This window comes from Novacetimonas hansenii, from assembly GCF_014843995.1.
GTDB lineage: Bacteria > Pseudomonadota > Alphaproteobacteria > Acetobacterales > Acetobacteraceae > Novacetimonas > Novacetimonas hansenii.
The window spans coordinates 1,939,531-1,959,786 of record NZ_CP062147.1; the positions used below are offsets into that span (position 1 = coordinate 1,939,531).

Consider the following 20,256-nt stretch of genomic DNA (forward strand, 5'->3'; position numbering starts at 1 on the left):
ATCAGACCGGTACGCACCCGATATTGGGGCGGGTCAGTACATCGGGTTGCAACAGGGCCGCAAGCCGTTCGGGAGAAAGCAGTTGCTCTTCCATGATCAGGTCCGTGACCTTGCGGTCTTCCGCCAGCGCACGCTTGGCAAGGGCCGAACAGGTATCATATCCCAGCACCGGCACCAGTGCGGTAATGATACCGATATTCAGGTCAAACAGATATTGGCACCGTGCCCGATCGGCAGAAATACCACTGATGCAGCGCGTGGTCAGGGTTTCGATGGCGGCGCGTAATATCTTGATCGATGTAAACAGGCAATAGCCGATCATCGGTTCAAACGGATTAAGCTGTAACTGGCCACCATCGGCGCACATGGTAATGGTCAGGTCGTGCCCCGCAACCAGATAGGCCACCTGATTGACCGCCTCGGGTATGACGGGGTTGACCTTGCCCGGCATGATGGAAGACCCGGCCTGCACCGCGGGCAGCACGATTTCACCCAAGCCCGTGCGCGGCCCGCTTGAGAGCAGGCGCAGGTCACTGGACATTTTCGACAGTTTGAGCGCCAGGCGCTTGAGCGCGCCTGAAAACAGCACAAAAGCGCCCACATCCGATGTTGCCTCGATCAGGTCGGGCGAACTGCTCATGGGTCGCCCGGTCAGGCTGCGCAGTTCCGCCATGACGGTAGAAGCATAACGCGGGTCGGTATTCAGCCCCGTGCCAATGGCAGTACCACCAAGATTGACCTGCTCAAAGGCTGCGGCATGGGCCTTGATGCTTCTGATTTCTCCCGCCACAGCAGTCCGGAACGCCCCGAATTCCTGCCCCAGCGTCATGGGCACGGCATCGCGCAGTTGCGTGCGGCCAACCTTCAGGATCCCATCAAAGGTCTCTGCCTTTTTATCTAGTGCTTCGTGCAATCCTTCAAGGGCAACCAGCAGCGGATCAACCGCAAGCAACAGCCCCAGGCGGAGCGCCGTGGGGTACACATCATTGGTGGACTGCGCCATATTGACATGGTCATTGGGGTGCAGCACGCCATAGGTGCCCGGTTTTTCGCTCAGCAGCCCCAGGGCAACATTGGCAATAACTTCATTGGCATTCATGTTTGTCGAGGTACCCGCCCCGCCCTGCATGGCGTCTACCACAAACTGCTTATGACAGGCGGGGTTTTGCAGTATGTGCTGACAGGCACCATCAATGGCACTGGCGCGCGTGGGGTCAAGGTAGCCTAGCGCAAGATTGGCCCGCGCCGCAGCCTGCTTGACCACGACCAGCCCCCGCACCAGATCCGGAAAACTGCCGATGGTGTTGCCACTTATGGGAAAGTTATCCAGCGCGCGCTGTGTATGCACGCCCCACAACACGCCCGGAGGCAGTGTGACCTCGCCCAGCAGGTCGCGCTCGACGCGGGGGCCGGACTGCGCACCCATGGGGCTGGCCTTGCCTGTCAGGGTGCTAGCTGCGCCATCTCGTGCCGGAGCGGGCATATTAATCATTTTGATCTATCCACGTTGAGAATAATGCCAGGACGAGGGTGGAAAAGCGCCCGCACCATGCAAATATTCGCCAGTAATGACATGATAACAGGCCAGAAAAACGCGCCGGATACAGCCATGTGCACAACCCCAGGGCTCGGCCTGAGCGTATCAGCCCGGCTGGATCTGCATGATCGTGGTGCCATATCCAACCAGCGCACCAGCCTGCCCCGTTACTGTAGCTACTGTGCCCGCAACCGGTGCGCGAACAGGTAGTTGCAGGCTGTCCAGCGTGAGGAGTGCTACAATATCACCTTGCGCCACCTTTGCCCCGACCGGAGAAAAAGCGCTGTCGCGTTGCGGATGAGTCAGGCACAGATAGCCGAAATACGGCGTTTTCACCGCCACCAGTCCCGCCGACGCATCGGGCTGCGCTGCTGTCGGGGCATCGGGGGCTGTGGCCCCGGATGCGGTCTGTCCCACACAAATCCGCAGTTTCAGCCCCGCTGCCTCGTTGCTCAGTTCCAAGCTTTCCAGCCCCGCCTGCGCCAGCCATGTCGCCATCTGGCCAATCTGTTCGGGTTCAGGCAGCCGATCAAAATGGGGCACCATCTGTTCGGACCGGTTGCTCATAAGGCTGTCCTTTTTGCAAGCCAGCGTTCAAGGTAGTGAATATCCACCCCACCCTGCGCAAAGGCGGGATCGGCCAGAAGGTCCTGATGCAGGGGGATGTTGGTTGATATCCCTTCCACCTTCATTTCCGCCAGCGCCACGCGCATGCGCGCAATCGCCTGCTCACGGGTGGCGCCGTAACTGATGACCTTGCCGATAAGCGAGTCATAATAAGGCTGCACCGTGTAACCCGCCACGACATGCGTATCGACCCGGATGCCGGGGCCACCGGGCAGATCCCAGCGCGTGATGGTGCCGGGCGAGGGCATGAAGGTGAACGGGTCCTCCGCATTGAGGCGGCATTCAATGGCATGGCCCCGCAGCCCGATATCCGCCTGCGCGATGCCAAGCCTCGCACCCTGGGCAATGCGCAGTTGCTCGACCACGATGTCGATGCCTGTTGTCTCTTCCGTAATCGGGTGCTCGACCTGTACGCGGGTGTTCATCTCGATAAAGGCGAACACGCCGTCTTCATACAGGAACTCAAACGTGCCTGCACCGCGGTAGCCGATACGCCTGCATGCTTCAGCACAGCGCGTGCCAATTTCTGCAATGGTTTGCGGTGTGATGCCAGGGGCGGATGCTTCCTCCAGCACTTTCTGGTGGCGACGCTGCAGCGAACAGTCACGCGCTCCCAGCCACAGCGCAGTGCCATGTGTATCACACAGAACCTGAATTTCGATATGACGTGGCTTCTGCATGAAGCGTTCAAGATACAGCGTCGGGTTGCCAAAGGCCTGCTCGGCCTCTTTCGCGGTGAGCGTTACGGCCTGTGCCAGGTCGGCCGCACGCTCGACCACGCGCATCCCGCGTCCACCGCCACCGCCGGACGCCTTGACGATAACGGGAAAACCTACGTCCAGTGCAATGGCCTTCACGGTCTCCATGTCAGCAGGCAGCGGCCCGTCCGATCCGGGCACGCAGGGCACGCCTGCCTCACGCATGGCGCGTTTGGCGGTAATCTTATCGCCCATCATGCGGATGGAAGCGCCGGTCGGGCCGATGAAGGTCAGGCCCGCTTTTTCCACAGCATCGGCAAAATCAGCATTTTCCGACAGAAAGCCGTAGCCGGGATGAATGGCCTGCGCCCCGGTCAACCGGGCGGCAAGCAGTAGCCCGTCGGCGTCGAGATAGCTGCGGGCAGCCGCGGCAGGACCAATGCACAGGGCTATATCAGCCTCGTGCACATGACGGCTGTCGGCATCGGCTTCGGAATACACGGCCACCGTCTCCAGCCCGAGCTGGCGGCAGGCGCGCTGTATGCGCAATGCAATCTCGCCGCGATTGGCGATCAGCACCCGGTTGAAACGTGGGGTCTCATTCATGACAGCCGGAACAGGGGGGTGCCTGCCTCTACTTCGGTGCCATCTTCCACCAGCACGGCGGCGATCTTGCCAGCCTGCTCGGCACGGACGGCGTTGAATACCTTCATGGCCTCAACCAGCCCGACTTCCTGCCCGGCCCGCACCGCCTGCCCCACCGTGACAAACGGCGGCGCACCTGGCGTGGGCGCGAGATGGAACACGCCATAGGACGGAGCGGTAATGACCGTCTCCGCCACCACGCATGCCTCTGCTGACTGCAGGAGCGCTGCGGGCGTCCCCACCACGGGACTCACCACGGGGGGGGCAGATGGCGCAACCTCAGGCTGCGCGCCGCCGCCACGGGTGATGCGGATGCGGCAGCCGCCTTCCTCAACCTCCAGCTCCGTAACCGGAGCCGTGGCCAGCAGGTCGATCAGCCGCCTGACATGCGTGAGATCCACCGTCCTTACGCCGCGCCGGATGTCTTCTTGGCGAAATTCAGGCCGCCCACGACCTGCATGGTCGGCAGTACTTCCATGAAACTGACATTCATGCGCTGCGGTGACATGACGGCGAAGGCGACGGAGTTTGCAATATCTTCGGGCAGCAGGGACTCATATTCATCAAAGAAGCGCTTCTTCGCCTCTTCCATGTTGCCGATCAGACGGCCGAACACTTCGGTTTCGCAACGCGCGGGCGAGATTTCGGTCACGCGGATACGGTGGCCGAACAGGTCGCAGCGCAACTGCTGCGAGAGCGAATGCACGCCTGCCTTGGTGGCATGATAGACCGTGTTGCCGCCAGCAAAGGCATAATGGCCTGCAATGGAGGTGATGTTGACGATATGCCCGCGATCACGTTCGATCATGCCCGCCACCACAAGGCGGGTCAGTTGCAGCACCGCACGCAGGTTCACGTCCACCAGCGCATCGATATCCTCGGGCGTGGTGTTGGTGATGTTGCCCGTGCGCGACTGCCCGGCATTGTTGACCAGGATGTCGATCTCGAGCGTCTTGACCAGCGCCTCGATCCCCGCCTGATCGGACACGCTGACGGCATGCACGATGCAGCCGGTTTCCTTCGAAAGCTGCTCCAGTCGGGCCGCGTCACGTGCCAGGGCATGAACCTCAATCCCTTCCAGCGCCAGACGGCGCACGATCTGCGCGCCAATGCCAGAAGATGCGCCAGTGACGAGGGCGGTACGGTACGGCTGGTTGCTCATGGTAAGAAAACCCGATCCTGAACAGAAAAACTAATACCACCCGGCCTACAGCGGATACCGGATGTTCAGCTATTGACCGGCATGCTAACGGCCATGAACAGCTTGCGCCAAGAGCACTTCGTTCTCACGCCATAACATAATATGATGGCCCGGCTATCATGCTGATCCATAAGATTATTCAATAGCCTCACAACCATAATGGCACTGGCCATTGTTACGTAAACGCTCATACTCTTGCATTCGGCACTTCATGCCGTGAAACCTATATTGTTACGGTTCAGGCTCAATAACCAGCGCCATTCCAGGGACTGTGTATTTTGAACACGGATATAAAGAACGATGTGGCGCGCAATATGGCTGCGGCGCCTGCCATAAGCATGATCGGCACACGCGCCATGCTGTTCGAGGCGCCGGGTGATTTCACCATGGCTCACCAGCGCCGGGTCTGGGCGCTGATGGATGCGGCGCAGGCGCGCTCCGACGTGTGCGAACTCATTCCTGGCGTGACCAACCTCATGCTGATCTTTTCCGCCCCGCCCGAGTGCCCGCAGGCGGTGGCGGAGTGGCTGTGCCATGCCTGGAACACCCTGCCCGAGCGGCATATCGAGGGGCATCTGTTCGAGATCGGCGTACACTATGGCGGCACTCTGGGCGAAGATCTGGCGGCAGTCTGCGCCCATTCCGGCCTGCCTGCGCAGGACGTCATTTCCATCCATCACGGTAGCGAATACACGGTCTGCGCCATTGGTAGCGCGCCGGGTTTTGGCTACCTGCACGGCCTTGACCCGCGTATCGCAACGCCGCGCAAGACCGTACCATCGCTGAACATGCAGGCGGGAACTGTCATCATCGGTGGCATGCAGGCTGGCATTTCCGCGCTGACTGGGCCCAACGGGTGGAATTCCATCGGATTTACCGACCTGCGTGTGTTCGATCCCACCAAACAGCCCCCTGCCCTGTTTGCCGTTGGCGATCGCATCCGCTTTTACCCCGAAAGCATCGAGTTGTGATTACGATCCTTGAAACATCCGCCCTGAACACGGTGCAGGATCTCGGCCGCCCTGGCTACCGTAATCTGGGCGTGGGCACGTCGGGCGTCATGGATGCGCTTGCGCTTCAGGTCGGCAATATCCTGCTGGGCAACCAGATGGATGATGCCTGCATCGAACTGCAGACCTATCCTTTCGTGCTGCGCTTTGAAACAGCCACCACCTTTACGGTGACGGGCATTGACGCTGCGATCGAACTTGATGGCCACACGATCCTGCCCTGGATGATCGAGACGGCGGCAGCCGGGCAGGTCCTGCGTGTCGGGCCGCCAAAAGCGGGTGCGCGCGGCTATATCTGCCTTGCTGGTGGTATTGAGGTGCCGGTGGTGCTGGGCTCTCGCAGTACGCAACTGCGTGGCAGCTTTGGTGGGCTCGACGGTCGCCCGCTGGAAGCAGGAGATACACTCGAAACCATCGCTACCGCGCTGGATGTGGTGGGGTACGGCGCCCTGCCCCCCGCTGCGGTGCTCGATGCCGTAGCCACCGCAGAGGACAGCAAGGTCATTCACCTGCGCGCCATGCCCGCAACCGATTACGCCCTGTTCACGCCCGAAGCCCAGCAACGGCTGTGGGATACGCCCTGGCGCATTACGCCACAGAGCAACCGCGTGGGCTACCGCCTGTCGGGTGCTCCGCTTGAACTGCGCCACCGGGTTGAACTGCGCTCTTATGGTGTGATTGCCGGTATCGTGCAGGTTCCGCCAGCGGGTGAGCCGATCGTGCAACTGGCTGACGCCAATACCGTGGGTGGCTATCCGCGCATCGCTACCGTGATCGAAGCCGATCTGTGGCGACTGGCGCAGGCACGCATTGGCACGCGCATCCGTTTGCATGAATGCAGCTTTGCCGAAGGCGTTGCCGCCATGCAGCCGGTCAATGCCTATCTCGACAAGCTGCGCATGATGGTTGCCCATTACCGCTCATCCGCCCACAGCCGTGCTGGCATGAAATCTGGAGCCAAGGCATGAAAATCGACCTCAATTCCGACATGGGCGAAGGTTTTGGCCGCTGGCGCATTGCAGATGATGACGGGCTGATGGACACCGTCTCATCGGCCAACATCGCCTGTGGTTTCCATGCCGGTGACTATGCCATCATGGACCGTACCGTGCGACTGGCGAAGGAAAAGGGGGTGGGCATTGGCGCCCATCCCGGCCTGCCGGACCTGATGGGCTTTGGCCGCCGCAACATGGCCGTATCCGACGCGGACATGGAATCCATGATGTGTTACCAGATTGGCGCATTGCAGGGCATTGCCGCCCGTCATGGCCACCGGGTCACGCATGTCAGTTACCATGCTGCCTTTGGTAACATGGCCAATGCGGATGAGGGCCTTGCCCTGCGCCTGACCCGTGCCATTGCCGCCATCGACCGGAACCTGAGCATATTCTGCATGTCCGGCCAGGCAACCGAGCGCGCCGCCGAGAAGGCCGGCCTGCGGGCCCAGACCCTGTTCCTGGCCGATCGTGCCTATACCACCGCAGGCACGTTGGTGCCGCGTGGGCAGCCGGGTGCGGTCATTCATGATCTGGCAGGCGTGCGGGCGCGCGTGAAGCAGTTCCTCGATGACGGATCGGTCACGACCATTGATGGCGCGCGCCTGCCGGTTAAGGCGCAGTCCATTCTGGTGCATAGCGACACGCCCGGATCACTGGAACTCTCCCGCGCCATCCGTGCGGAAATCGAAGCAAGCGGCGGCGTGTTGACTCCCGCCTGCCAGCTTTAAGGCGGGCATCGCCCTTCACCCATAAGAATTTCCTATCGCATCGCAACGAACGCCTATGACCCGAAATCCGCCCCCTGCGTTACGATGTCGTAACATGAAGCGCGTGGGGATATCGGGCCAGCATTGATTGATGACATGCACCGCTGTTCATGTCGTGCATTGAGGTACGGATAAAATGAAGCATGACCTGAAACGTGGCGCCCTTCTTTTAGCATCGGCAACGTTTTTTACTGCGGCCCTCAATGCCCTGCAGAAACTGACCGGTTCCACGCTTCCAGCACTTGAAATCATTTTCTTCCGGAACCTGTTTTCGCTTCCCTTTGTGCTGCTGATTGCTTCACGCACGTCCATTATACTGAAAACACATCATTTTTTTGGTCATGTCCTGCGCTCGGTCGTGGGGCTGATCAGCATGATCATGATCGTGATTACCGTGACCCGCCTGCCACTGGCCGAACAGCAGGTCCTGTCCTACACGCAGCCGCTATTTCTGGTCCTGCTCTCGATCCCGCTGCTGCATGAACGTCCCTCGCTCCAGCGCTGGGTTGCGGTCTCGATCGGGTTTTCGGGGGTGATCGTGGTGGCCCTTGGCAAGGGGCTGCTGCATGGACATGACATGACAGGGAGCGCCGTGCCCATCTGGGCGTATTTCGTGGCCCTGGCGCAGGGGGGCGTCGGCGCGCTGACCACCATGCAGATCCGCCAGCTTTCCGCAACGGAATCCAGTACCACCATCTCCCTGTGGCAGGCCATTCTCATGACGGTCATGACCGCGCTACCGCTGCCCTTCATCTGGACCACGCCCAGCCTGACCGAGGCCGGCTGTCTTGTTGCCGTGGGTGCCTTCGCCGGTATCGCGCAGGTGCTCCAGACCGAAGCCTTCGCCTCGGCCCAGGTATCTGCCATTGGCCCGTTTGCCTATTCCGGCCTGCTCTGGGCCGCGCTGATTGGATGGTTCGGGTTTGGTGAGATACCCGGCATTGCCATGTGCATTGGCGGGCTGCTGATCATTGGCTCGGGTGTGTGGATGCTCCGCCACGACCGCCCGGCCAAACAGAAAGCGGTGGCGGAAGGCACGATGGATGCGGCCACCGGCACCGCGCCCTGATCGCGCAGCCCTCCCCCTTCCTTCCAGTAATTCATGGCACACCAGGAGTCCTCCAGCGTGACAACAGGTGAAATGACCACCAATGCACGAAGCAGGCGCGCAATTCCTGCTCGTTACGTGTTCTTCTTTCTTGTCTTCCTGATGTACGCCATCAGCTATGGCGACCGCGCGGCACTCTCCATTGCCCTGCCTACGATGGGCAAGGAATTCTCGCTGACACCGGTGCAGATGGGCTGGGTCTCGTCGAGCTTCCTGTGGTCGTATTTCCTGCTCAATCTGCCTTCGACCATCGTGCTCGACATGGTTGGCGCGCGCACTATTGGCAGCCTTGCCGTGGGCGTCTGGTCATTTGCCATGCTGCTCGGTGGCATGGCACAGAACATTACCCAGTTCCTAATGACGCGCGTGCTGCTTGGCGTAGGCGAGGCGCCAACCTTTGGTGTAGGGGCCACGGTTGTGCGCAACTGGGCGCAACCGCGCGAACGCGGCTCGGTCATGACCATGCTGCTGACCGGCATGCAGCTCGGTCTGGCGGGCGGCACGATTGCGGGGGCATACCTGATCACGTTCTTCGGGTGGCGGTGCGAGTTCATGGCGCTGGGCGGCATTGGCATTGCCTGGGCGCTAGTGTGGTGGCTGGTTTACCGTAACCCGCAGGAAAAGCCCGATGCAGCTCCACGCAAGCCCATTTCGGCCGGCGAGATCAGGAACCTGTTCCGCTCATCTTCCTTTCTGGGGATACTGGCGGTGCAATGCACCCAGAACTACCTGAACTTTCTGGTCATGTCATGGATGCCGCTGTACCTGATCCATGAACTGCACATCAACACCACCGGTACGGGCAACAGCACGGCACTGTGTTATCTGGTCGCGGCCATGGGCGCGGTCGTTATCGGGCGCGTTCTGGAGCACCTAGTCTTTCGCAGGGGCATTCATCCGCCCAACCGGCGTTTTGTTGTTGCAACCTGCCTTCTGGGGGCAGCCACGATCGGGCTGCTGCCGTATTTTCATACCATGATGCCCATCCTGCTGGTGCTGTCTGGCGCGCTGGCCTGCCTGATGGCAGCCAATGGCGCCAATACCGCACTCCTGACGGATATGGTGGAAGACGGTGGAAAGATGGGCGCTGTAACGGGTGTTACCCTGACATGCAGCAATTCTCTGGGGCTGCTCTCACCCATCCTGACCGGATATATCGTGTCCTGGACAGGAAGTTTTGACATGGCATGGTATATCTGCGCCGCAGCCCTGCTCATTGCGGGCGGGCTGTCACTTGCCATGGTGCGTAACCCGATCCGGATGGATGGATAAGCGGAAGGCGCTGCCCCTCATAGGATTGTTGTATGGGGTCAGACGGCTTTCACCGGTATCTAACCTGTGGCGAAACGATCTACGATCGCTATGAACATCTAATATGCTGTTGCATTGAGTAAAATTGGAGAACGTGTCTGATGCCCGGGTTTGCTGATCGACTGAATGGAATTGGGATTTCGGCCTCGGCCGCGATGACCGACAAGGCATCGGCACTGAAGGCTGAAGGGATGAAGATCATCAGCCTGTCATCAGGCGAGCCGGACTTTCCCACGCCCGGGCATGTTGTGGATGCCGCGATTGCCGCAGCCCGCGCGGGTGATACCAAATACCCGCCGCAGGATGGCAAACCCGCGTTAAAAAAAGCGGTCCAGGCCAAGTTCCAGCGTGAAAACCACCTTGATTACGCCCTGGACGAGATCCTGGTGGCCAATGGTGCCAAGCAGATCATCTATGATGCCATGATGGCGACGATCAACCCCGGTGACGAGGTGGTCCTGCCCACCCCGAGCTGGATCAGCTATGCTGATATCGCGCGCCTTGCCGGGGCTTCCATCGTTTCAGTGCCCTGCCCTGCCGAAGGCGGCTTTCGCCTCTCGGCTGCGGCACTGGAGGCCGCCATTACGCCCAAAACCAAATGGCTGGTGCTCAACTTCCCCGGCAATCCCACTGGCGCGTGCTGCCCGCGGGCGGATATGGAAGCCATTGCCGCCGTGCTCATGAAGCATCCGCAGGTCTGGATCATGACCGATGATATCTATGAACACCTGATCTATGACGGCTTCACCTTCTGCACGATCGCCGAGGTTGAGCCGCGCCTGAAGGATCGGGTACTGACAGTCAATGGCGTGTCCAAGGCCTATGCCATGACGGGCTGGCGCGTTGGCTATTGCGGTGGCCCGCGTGCGCTTATCGCTGTCATGAACAACATGCAGGGTCAGTCGACCAGCGGCATCAACACGCTGGCGCAGGCTGCAGCCGTGGCGGCGCTGAACGGCCCGCAGGACTTCCTCAAGGACCGCGCGGCTGAATACCAGGCCCGACGTGATCTGGTGGTTTCCCTGCTCAACGCCATTCCCGGCGTGCGGTGTCACACACCGCAGGGTGCGTTCTATGTTTATCCTGACATCAGTGACTGCATGGGCAGGACTTCGGCCGGTGGCCGCCTGATCGCAACCGATGCCGATTTTGTCATGGCCCTGCTTGAAGAACAGCAGGTTGCCTCCGTGCAGGGGGCAGCTTACGGCATGAGCCCGTTTTTCCGCATTTCCTACGCGACCGATACAGACACCCTGCGCGAAGGCTGCCGCCGGATCTCAGCTTTTGTGGATGGGCTGAAGTAAGAATATAAACGGCACACGGCATGTGAACGTGTAAGGTTTTCCGTACTGGCCCCCGATGCAATCGGGAAGCCAGTGCGAGACCCGTGCCGCCTCTGGCTGGGTTATGTCTTTTTAGTCTTGGCGGAATCCCGTTTACCGGAACCCGCTCAACGACGACATGCGCCATAGCGTCGGCCGGAAGTCACGACTTCAGGTCGGGTGGCAGAAGATACGGCTGAGACCGTTCAAACGGGATGAAGTGGCTTATCATGTCCCCTTACATCCTCGCCGCGTCAGAGCGGCACCCCAACCCGACAGGCTGTTAAATCATAAAAATTCCATCGAGATGTAATGTCCCGATCGTATTGACTCTGAATTTAGCGCATAATCCACGAAATATGACCGTATTTAAATACGGGGTACGGGATAACTATCCTATTGACATATAAATTTACGTTTATAATGTTGTAAGTACATATTCACGTTTTTTATTGTTTGTTTAATATCTGCCTGCCGGTCTGATCCATCGACCGGCAGGAACCCACCGGATGGCATGCCCCACCCCTGTTACAGGTAAGCCTGCAATGAAACGGCACTCACGTTGCGCAGTCCTGACCGGTCTTGGCATTCCGCCCCTCCCGGATGTCCGGGCCATTGTACAGGAGGCATGAAGCCGTGTCCGCAGACCTTCATTATACCGCACGGGATGCCATCGACGCCGCCACGCACCTGCAGGCGCGTCTTGCCACACGGGCGGCGCACCATGATCGCACCGGGATTTTCGCACAGGAAAATATTGATGACCTGCGCCGGGCGGGACTGCTGTCGCTGCGCATTTCCACTCCCGAACGCCCCACGCCGTTTACCCTTGGCGTGGTGCAGGACATCGTGGGCCGGATTGCGCAGGGGGATGCCTCCACAGCGCTGGTCATGGTTAATCATTACATGGTGCGGGCCGCGATCGCGCACCATGAATTCGGTTCCGGTGATTTCGTACGCTGGATGGAAGAGGAACAGCATGACCGGCTGATCAATATCCTGCTGGCGGAACCCGACCTTGGCTCCGCATCGCGCGGCGGCCTGCCCGGCACGGTGGCAACCCGCACGACCACGGGATGGATGCTGGACGGACGCAAGGCCTATGTTACCGGCATTCCCGGCCTGTCGTGGCTGCTGGTGCGTGCCCGCACGGATGAAGACCCGGTACGGGTGGGCACGTTCATGGTCCCGACTATTGCGAAGGGCGTTCATGTCATTGAAAACTGGGACCATATCGGCATGCGCGCCAGCAACAGCCATGAAGTTGTCTTTACGCAGGTCGTGCTTCCACCCGATGCGGCACTGGCCCTGTACACGCCCGATGCACCACCGGCAGGACGCAATACCCTCATGTTATGGAATACAGGGCTGCTGGGGGCCCTGTATAATGGCATCGTTACATCCGCGCTGGCCTGGTTTGGCGAATTCCTGAAAAAACGCGTGCCATCCAATCTGGGCGTACCGCTTTCGACCCTGCCCGCCATGCGCGATGCCGTAGGGGGCTTTGCCATTACGTTGCACATGAACGCCATGCTGCTGCGGCTTTATGCCACGGATGTCACGGCCGCCTGCCCGCTGCCTGAACTGAATGCGCATGCAGCGGTCATAAAGTCACGCGTGGTTGATGCGGCGGTCGATGTTACATCCGCCCTGTTGGGCCTTGCGGGCAATGCCGGGCTGTCCGCCCATAACCCGCTGGAACGCGTCCATCGCGACGCGCTGTGTGGCCGCATCCATGCGCCCCATGACGAATTGTTGCGTCGGATTGCAGGGCAGCAGGCGCTGTCATGAATCCCGACCATTACTGATCGCATCCGGACTGAACATATCATGACCCTTACGGAATTTGTCGGCACAGGCGAAACTGATGTCGCCCCGTTTCCCCTGCCACCCGCGGGCGTGCCCGTCATCGCGAATGATGCGGAGGCATTGCGCATTGCCGCCGAAGTCGCCCGGCAGATTGCGCCGGGTGCTGCGCAGCGTGACCAAGATAACCGGTTTCCTGCGCGTGAACTGGACATTTTTTCCAATTCTGGGCTATGGGGCATCACTGTGCCACGTAACTATGGCGGGGCCGAAGTGTCCTATCGCACGTTGGGACACGTGATCCGGCTGATTGCAAAAGCAGATTCAGCGGTGGCGCAACTCAGTCAGAATCACTTTGCCACCATCGCCTGCCTTGCCTCCTGTGCCAGCCCCGAACAGGCGCGCGATCTGTTTGCACTGGTGCTGAAAGGATATAGGTTTGGCAATGCGTTTTCGGAACGCGGCATCAAGAATGTCGGGGCGCTGAGAACACGTCTCCAGATAACGGGCGACACCGTGACCCTGAACGGTGTCAAGCATTACTGCACGGGGGCGCTGTCGGCGCATCTGGTCCAGATCGTGGCGCTTGATGAAGACGGGCACAGCCATCTTGCCATTGCCGAGCGTAATGCGCCCGGCCTGAATGTCATCAATGACTGGTCGGCATTCGGCCAGAAAGGAACTGCAAGCGGTACCGTGCAACTGACGGACGTGCAGGTGCCACGCAGCCGTGTCATTCCGGTCTGGAAAGCCTACAGGCCCGATGCGCCGTTTGCCGACAGCGCCATATCGCAGTTCATTCAGGCGGCGATTGACGCCGGTCTGGCCGATGCGGCTATCGATACGGCCATTGAACTGATCCATACGCGTGCACGCCCGTGGATCGATAGTGGGCAGGACAGGGCATCGGACGATCCATATACAATCCAGGCGATCGGAGCATTGAAAATACGCCTGAATGCGGGTCTTGCCCTGCTGGACAGGGCTGGTGACGCCATTGACCATGCCGTATCGACCCCGGGTGAGCAAAGTGTCGCCACCGCCCAGATCGAGACGGCACAGGCCAAGGTCCTGACCACCGAAAGTGTCATCGAGGCGACAAACAGGCTGTTTGAACTGGTTGGTACATCCGCCACGGACCGGAAGCTGAACCTTGATTACCTGTGGCGTAACGCGCGCACGCATACGCTGCATGATCCGGTGCGATGGAAATATGCGATTGTGGGAAATTACTACCTGAACCAGACCTTTCCCCCGTTACATGCATGGAGTTGAGGCGCGGGGTGGCAGCGCCATAAATAACACCTTAAATTGTATAATTATCCCATCCAGACAGGTCGCATGTCCCGCCGGATATGCGGCCATTCGCCGTTAAGAGAAGTATATTCTTAATTTTCGGTGTAAGCATGGCAAGTGTCAATCACGACATGACCCTGCATTGCTTTTCTTATTATCTATTTGATAACAAAAGATATTATTTTTGAATTTCAGAGATGTCCAGTCTGGATAGCTGTATGAGTCTGCCTACAATTCACTATCATATATGATCATATTTTATTTTATTACATATATTACGTATTTTATCTGGTTTGGGGGCATAACACTGTATGAAAAGTCATTTTTGCCTGCTAACAGATTAGTGCATTCCTCGCGGCCAGAATAGAGAACCACAATGATAAAAAGTGAATTATCACTTCCCCCAACTGTCCCGCCCCGCCTCCGTCCTCTGCCTTACAGCGACCAAGGCCCTGTCGCAGAGGCTTCAAACAGACTGACCTTTGCCCTCGCCAGCAGTCTGTTCGGTGTTCTGGTTGCTTCCCATCACGCCATTGCGGCCGCATCCATCTCGTCAGACGACATCACTCCGCATCGTATTCCCCACCATAGCCCACCCCATCATGCCGCAGGTGGCCATGATGCCGTCGGCCATCATGATGAACATGCGGCCAGCAGCGGGCTGAATGCCAGCACGGTCGAACATATCGCCGTGCACCATCACAGTGCGGCAACACATCAGGCGGAGGTGTACCTAAAAACCATCCCCGGTGGCACCAGCGTCATTGATGCGGCCACCGTGCTGAAGGGACGTAACGCCACCAATGCGGATGCATTCAAGTATCAGGCCGGTGTCTTCGCCCAAGCCCCCTGCGGATCGGATGACCTGCGCATTTCCATTCGCGGTTCTGGCATCCAGACAGGCCTGAACGCAACGCGCTCGGGTATCATGTTCCTGTTTGATGATATTCCGCTTACGACGCCCATAGGCACGGTCAATGAACTTCAGGAACCACTGGGCATTCGCTATACGGAAATCCTGCGTGGCGGCAATGGGATGGATTTCGGTTCAACGCAATTAGGGGGTGCAATCAATTACGTCACCCAGACCGGATATAACTCTCAGCGTTACCAGGCACGTGTGGAAGCAGGCAGCTTCGGTTATGTAAAGGAACAATTGAGTTCAGGATCGGTTATTGGTAAGTCTGATTATTATATCAGTGTCACCAATTCTTATCGTGCGGGCTATCAGGACAATACAAAGAGCACGAATTTTGGTGTGAATTTTAATTATGGATACAAATTTAACGACAGGGTCGATACGCGCCTGTTTGTCCGGTACCGACAGACATCGGAAGGCAATCCTTTCTACCTGACGCGCGACCAGATCCGTGAGAACCCGAAACAGGTACAGACCGGTTATGCCGGATTGGGCACCCAGACCATTGAACCAGGCACCACTTTCGTCGCTGATCGCACGACCATCCATATAGACGATCAGTCAAAACTCGTGGTGGGGTTTGCCTATTTGAATGCCCCCATGAACCACGAACTAGGGAGCACGTCTTCATTGTACGACATTGACTATGCCACCGGTATGGTTGACTATACACGGCATGACAACCTGCTAGGTCATAACAGCGATACAGATATTGGGATTTATACGTCACATGACCTGACGGCAACCATTGACAACCGGGTACGCGTGAAATCAGCCTATCCCGATTATGCCATTGGTACGCTTGTGACCCGATCACATCTTGGCGGCAGCGATACTGTTCTTCATGTACGCAACAATACAGAGATCTTTCATAATTTCTGGCTCACGGCTGCTGGAGCTTTAAGTTACACGCCACGTTCTGGATCGCAGACCTACCCCCAGACCAGTTCCTTCAGTCAGAATGCCCTGTATTTCGCGCCCCGAGCTGGATTTCGCTATGTCATTACTCCCAATGTTGAAATTTATGGCAATGTGACGCGCAGCGTACAATCACCGCAGGACTGGCAATATCTTTCCGGCGCGGTTTATACATCTGGTATAGCCAAAGGACTTACATCCGGTTGGGTCAATCTCAAGCCACAAACAGCAACAACATTTGAATTTGGTACTAATGGGCATTTCAAAGGTACCGAATGGAGTGTCAGCTACTATCATTCAGCCGTACATAACGAACTATTATCCGTCATGACCCCACTATCTGAACTTTATAACAACGCAACCTATGGTAATGCATCGGCCACTACGCATCAGGGGGTTGAGACATCTTTTCATTCAACATTGTACAAATGGCAAGGTAACATCATTTCACTTCGCCAGGCATACACATTCCAAAGTTTTCGTTTTAACCATGATTCAACATGGGGGCATAACTACATTCCTGGCATTCCGCGTCATTTTTATCAGGGAGAACTCCACCTTGATATGAAAAACGGTTTTTATACATCTTTCGATGTGGAAGTATCCTCTTCGGTTCTGGCATCATATGATAACCAGTATAAAGCCGCGCCTTATCACATCTACAACTTTGATATCGGTTATCTTTGGCCTAACAAACACAGGCAGGTGTTCCTGAGCTTACATAACTTGGCCAATAAACATTATGCTACCGGCGTGGTACCTGTTTATTCTACCACCAACGGGCAGCAGCCGGCCGCCATGCTATCAGGAGATGGATTTGGCATTTTTGGTGGTGTGTCTATTGGATTTAATTGACAAATAATAAATTCAGGAAAGTAATGACATATTTTGATATTAGATGTTTGATTCCGGGATTTGATGGTGCGGATTATGTATGAACCGTGATGATTTTTTTACCACGACTGGTAAATGAATTCATAGGAAGTGAAACAGCGCACGTGTCTTGGCTTCGTTGTTACAACTGGGCAGGTTGGCGATGTCACCCAGGCACAGGCTCTGCCTGCAGGTCAGGAAGAGGCGGCCGTTATGGCCGACAAAGCCTATGACAGCAATGCATTACGTGTTCCTGTCGCTCAGATGGGCGCAGAAGCTGTCATTCCCTGCAATCGCACCCGCAAGATTATCATCCCGTATGATACCAGAGCTTACAAACTGCGTAATCGTATCGAGCACTGCTTCAACCGCCTCAAGCACTTCAGACGCTTTGCTACCCGAGATGATCGACGCACCATCCATTTCCTTGGCTTTGTTCACCTCGCCACAGCCATGATCTGGATGGCATGAATGTCGATCGGTCCTAATCCTGTGATGGCACGCTCTGTGCTGCATTTATCAGGGCACGAATAGCGGCCAGGTCTGTCTGGCCAGGCATGGGGCCAAATCCGAATTCTCCTCCCTCAGTCGCAGAAGAAGATGCAGGCTTCCGGCATGACGCATGGACTTCACGCACCCCCGTGGCACGGATCAACGCGCCAACATTGCCTGCGTTCACACCGCTACCGGCAAGAATGGCGATACGTCCCGCCGCCTGTGCATGCAGCAAGGCCAGGCATTCCTGTCCCTGCGGTGCGGTGGGGCGTTGACCCGATGTAAGGATACGGGTGAATCCCGCCTTGATCGCGAATTCCAGTTCGGCCGCAGGGTCACGCACCAGATCAAAAACACGATGCAACGTTCGTTCCATTCCCGCGCAATGCCCGGACAGGTGCAACAGCAGATCATGATCCAGATTGCCATCAGGCCGGATCGCCCCAAGCACGACCCCCTTCAGGCCGCACTCACGGGCGGTGCGGATGTCATCGACCATGACGGCAGCTTCATCATCATCGAATATAAAGGACCCGGACCGCGGACGGATCATGGCCAGTGTCGCGACATCCCCGCGTGCCGCCTGACGCATCAGTCCGGCGCTTGGTGTCAGTCCCCCCACCTCAAGCGAGGCGCAGAGCTCGATCCGGTCTGCCCCGGCCGCATTGGCCGCGGCAATGCCCTGCGGGGTCTCCACACAGATTTCAACACGCGTCATGAAATATCTCCGGTCGCAAGCAGGCAACCCATCGTCCCGGTGCGACTTCGTTCAATGGGGGGACCACCGTGGCGCAGGACGCCATGGCGTGGGAACAGCGGGTACGGAACGCACAGCCATAGTGCAGGTCCGGTGCTGGCGCGGGCTGTTCGGTGGTTGTCAGCATAGCACCCGCCTCTGGTGACCCGAGACCCGGCGCCAGGGTCACAAGGGTGCGCGAATAGGGGTGAAAGGGCGTGGTACGGAAGGCCTGTATCGGGGCGATTTCCATGATGCGTCCCAGATACATGATCACGACGCGATCACACAGGAACATGACGGTTGGCAGGTCATGCGATATGAATGCCATCGCAAGGCCCAGCCGTCCGCGCAATTCACGCAACAGGTTAATGACCTTGGCCTGCACCGACACATCAAGGGCGGAAACAGGTTCATCCGCGACAATCAGGCGTGGCCTGACCGCCATGGCCCGGGCGATGCCTATGCGCTGCCGTTGACCACCGGAAAATTCATGTGCGAACCGCATCAGCGCATCCCTGCCCAGCCCAACGGACGCCAGCAGGTCAATGACTGTCTGCTGCCGGCTTTCACGTGTGCCGATCCTGTGGATTTCCAGCCCTTCTGCAACGATGTCACGCACCCGCAGGCGTGGGTTAAGGCTGGCGGCCGGGTCCTGGAAAATCATCTGCACCTGACGACGGTACCAGTCCAGATCCGTGCGGGACAATGAGTTGATATTACGTCCCTCGAAACTGATATGCCCTGCCGTAGGGGTTTGCAGGCGGACCATGCAGCGACCAACCGTCGTTTTGCCAGAACCGGATTCACCAAGGATACCGACGATTTCGCCTGCATGAATATCAAACGACACTTTGTCCAATGCCTGAACATTTCGCAGGCTGCGGCCTAACAGGCCGCGCGATGCGCTAAATTCCACGCTCAGGTCACGAACCGACAGTAATGGCTGGCCGCTCATATGTCGGTGCCTCCTTCCATCTCCGGCCATGCGATGCAACGTGTGGCATGACCACGGACCGCATTGACCATCTGCAGGTCGGGATGACCGGCACGACAGGCATCCCGCACCATGTCACAGCGCGTGGCAAAGGCGCAGCCTGCTGGTCGATGGGCCAGGTCGGGAGGATGCCCGCGGATTGTGGGGAGTTCAGGCAATGTCGCGCCTTCCCGTGCATCAAGATGACGCACCGGCAGGCAGTCCAGAAGCGCGCGGGCATATGGATGGCGCGGTGCCTCCATCACATCGGCCGCACGCCCATATTCGACCACCTGTCCCGCATACATTACCATGACCCGGTCCGCGAATGCCTCCACCAGTGACAGGTTGTGCGTGATGAACAGCACGGCCATACCGGTATCATGGCGCAATTGTTTCAGGATATCGAGAATCTGCGCCTGCGTTGTAACATCAAGTGCCGTGGTTGGTTCATCCGCGATCAGCAGTGCGGGACGACAGGCGATGGCAATGGCGATCATGACACGCTGGCGCATGCCCCCCGACATCTGGTGCGGGTAGCTGCGCACCCGTGCATGCGGGTTGGCGATACCAACTGCCGCCAGCAGGTCCGCCGCACGCGCCATGGCGGCATGGTTATTTGCCTGTCCATGTAACACAAGGGCCTCGGCAATCTGTTCACCAACCGTCATCGCCGGATTGAGCGAGGTCATCGGTTCCTGAAAGATCATCCCGATCCCGCCGCCCCGGACTTTGCGCAATGCCTTTTCCGGCGCGGTGGCCAGATCCACGATATCCTGTCCGGCGGGCTGAAACAGCAATCGTCCCCCTGCGATGCGTCCGATACGTGGCAAAAGCCCCATCATCGACAGGCTGGTGACGCTTTTTCCCGAACCGGACTCCCCTACCAGGGCCACAATCTCGCCAGGGTTGATGTCGAATGTCACGTCATCCACGGCATGGACAGTGCCACGTCGGGTATGGAAATGAATATGCAGCCCTTCGACCGAAAGGACAGGACGTGACACCGTCAT

General features: G+C 58.2%; 18 protein-coding genes and 1 pseudogene. 10 read left to right on the plus strand and 9 right to left on the minus strand.

What is annotated here, in order from left to right:
• Nucleotide 1 precedes the first annotated feature (1 nt).
• The 5 genes from IFJ82_RS08445 to IFJ82_RS08465 all read right to left on the minus strand — a co-directional run bounded on the left by IFJ82_RS08445 (nt 2) and on the right by IFJ82_RS08465 (nt 4,669).
• Nucleotides 2-1,426, minus strand: a complete 1,425-nt coding sequence (locus IFJ82_RS08445) for an aspartate ammonia-lyase (protein ID WP_192266420.1) — start codon at nt 1,424-1,426, stop codon at nt 2-4.
• A gap of 216 nt (nt 1,427-1,642) precedes the next feature.
• Nucleotides 1,643-2,104: an acetyl-CoA carboxylase biotin carboxyl carrier protein gene (locus tag IFJ82_RS08450; protein WP_075624338.1), complete on the minus strand. Its 462-nt coding sequence runs from the start codon at nt 2,102-2,104 to the stop codon at nt 1,643-1,645.
• The gene (accC, locus tag IFJ82_RS08455; RefSeq protein WP_192263798.1) at nt 2,101-3,468 is read right to left on the minus strand and encodes an acetyl-CoA carboxylase biotin carboxylase subunit; all 1,368 of its coding nucleotides are present in this window, start codon (nt 3,466-3,468) and stop codon (nt 2,101-2,103) included. Before accC ends, IFJ82_RS08450 begins: the two co-directional genes overlap by 4 nt.
• Entirely contained in the window at nt 3,465-3,908 is a 444-nt protein-coding gene (locus IFJ82_RS08460) for an acetyl-CoA carboxylase biotin carboxyl carrier protein (RefSeq protein WP_192263801.1), read from the minus strand. Before IFJ82_RS08460 ends, accC begins: the two co-directional genes overlap by 4 nt.
• 5 nt (nt 3,909-3,913) lie before the next feature.
• Nucleotides 3,914-4,669: an SDR family oxidoreductase gene (locus IFJ82_RS08465; RefSeq protein ID WP_075632336.1), complete on the minus strand. Its 756-nt coding sequence runs from the start codon at nt 4,667-4,669 to the stop codon at nt 3,914-3,916.
• A 353-nt stretch (nt 4,670-5,022) separates the two neighbouring features.
• Between IFJ82_RS08465 and pxpB the strand changes: the two genes are divergently transcribed.
• The 9 genes from pxpB (at nt 5,023) to IFJ82_RS08510 (ending at nt 17,018) form a co-directional block, all read left to right on the plus strand.
• On the plus strand, nt 5,023-5,679 hold the full coding sequence (pxpB, locus tag IFJ82_RS08470) for a 5-oxoprolinase subunit PxpB (RefSeq protein WP_225578840.1): 657 nt from the start codon (nt 5,023-5,025) through the stop codon (nt 5,677-5,679).
• The gene (locus tag IFJ82_RS08475; RefSeq protein ID WP_192263804.1) at nt 5,676-6,686 is read left to right on the plus strand and encodes a 5-oxoprolinase subunit C family protein; all 1,011 of its coding nucleotides are present in this window, start codon (nt 5,676-5,678) and stop codon (nt 6,684-6,686) included. Before pxpB ends, IFJ82_RS08475 begins: the two co-directional genes overlap by 4 nt.
• Complete coding sequence (locus tag IFJ82_RS08480; protein ID WP_075596224.1) at nt 6,683-7,444, plus strand: LamB/YcsF family protein; 762 nt, start codon at nt 6,683-6,685, stop codon at nt 7,442-7,444. Before IFJ82_RS08475 ends, IFJ82_RS08480 begins: the two co-directional genes overlap by 4 nt.
• A gap of 175 nt (nt 7,445-7,619) precedes the next feature.
• Nucleotides 7,620-8,552, plus strand: a complete 933-nt coding sequence (locus IFJ82_RS08485) for a DMT family transporter (RefSeq protein ID WP_192263806.1) — start codon at nt 7,620-7,622, stop codon at nt 8,550-8,552.
• A gap of 72 nt (nt 8,553-8,624) precedes the next feature.
• Complete coding sequence (locus IFJ82_RS08490; protein ID WP_192266432.1) at nt 8,625-9,863, plus strand: MFS transporter; 1,239 nt, start codon at nt 8,625-8,627, stop codon at nt 9,861-9,863.
• Nucleotides 9,864-10,003: 140 nt separating this feature from the next.
• Complete coding sequence (locus IFJ82_RS08495) at nt 10,004-11,206, plus strand: pyridoxal phosphate-dependent aminotransferase (RefSeq protein ID WP_192263808.1); 1,203 nt, start codon at nt 10,004-10,006, stop codon at nt 11,204-11,206.
• A 654-nt stretch (nt 11,207-11,860) separates the two neighbouring features.
• Nucleotides 11,861-13,015 carry an acyl-CoA dehydrogenase family protein gene (locus IFJ82_RS08500; protein WP_175575101.1) on the plus strand — a complete coding sequence of 385 codons (1,155 nt, stop codon included), beginning with the start codon at nt 11,861-11,863 and terminating at the stop codon, nt 13,013-13,015.
• A 39-nt stretch (nt 13,016-13,054) separates the two neighbouring features.
• Nucleotides 13,055-14,305, plus strand: coding sequence for an SfnB family sulfur acquisition oxidoreductase (locus IFJ82_RS08505; protein ID WP_075596228.1), 1,251 nt, complete (start codon nt 13,055-13,057; stop codon nt 14,303-14,305).
• A 397-nt stretch (nt 14,306-14,702) separates the two neighbouring features.
• Nucleotides 14,703-17,018: a TonB-dependent receptor family protein gene (locus IFJ82_RS08510; protein ID WP_225578594.1), complete on the plus strand. Its 2,316-nt coding sequence runs from the start codon at nt 14,703-14,705 to the stop codon at nt 17,016-17,018.
• 39 nt (nt 17,019-17,057) lie between these two features.
• Here the strand turns inward: IFJ82_RS08510 and IFJ82_RS15985 are convergent.
• Nucleotides 17,058-17,161 (minus strand): annotated as a pseudogene (locus IFJ82_RS15985) (IS481 family transposase); the annotation flags it as partial.
• On the opposite strand from IFJ82_RS15985, the gene IFJ82_RS08515 reads away from it, so the two are divergent.
• Nucleotides 17,148-17,507, plus strand: coding sequence for a transposase (locus IFJ82_RS08515; protein WP_192263811.1), 360 nt, complete (start codon nt 17,148-17,150; stop codon nt 17,505-17,507). The pseudogene IFJ82_RS15985 and the gene IFJ82_RS08515 overlap by 14 nt on opposite strands.
• Before the next feature lie 13 nt (nt 17,508-17,520).
• Here IFJ82_RS08515 and IFJ82_RS08520 read toward each other — a convergent pair whose 3' ends face one another.
• The 3 genes from IFJ82_RS08520 to IFJ82_RS08530 are packed head-to-tail and all read right to left on the minus strand — an operon-like array spanning nt 17,521 to nt 20,256.
• The gene (locus IFJ82_RS08520) at nt 17,521-18,249 is read right to left on the minus strand and encodes a copper homeostasis protein CutC (protein WP_192263814.1); all 729 of its coding nucleotides are present in this window, start codon (nt 18,247-18,249) and stop codon (nt 17,521-17,523) included.
• Nucleotides 18,236-19,225, minus strand: coding sequence for an ABC transporter ATP-binding protein (locus tag IFJ82_RS08525; protein WP_192263817.1), 990 nt, complete (start codon nt 19,223-19,225; stop codon nt 18,236-18,238). The genes IFJ82_RS08520 and IFJ82_RS08525 overlap by 14 nt, the downstream gene beginning before the upstream one ends.
• Entirely contained in the window at nt 19,222-20,256 is a 1,035-nt protein-coding gene (locus IFJ82_RS08530) for an ABC transporter ATP-binding protein (protein ID WP_062808798.1), read from the minus strand. The genes IFJ82_RS08525 and IFJ82_RS08530 overlap by 4 nt, the downstream gene beginning before the upstream one ends.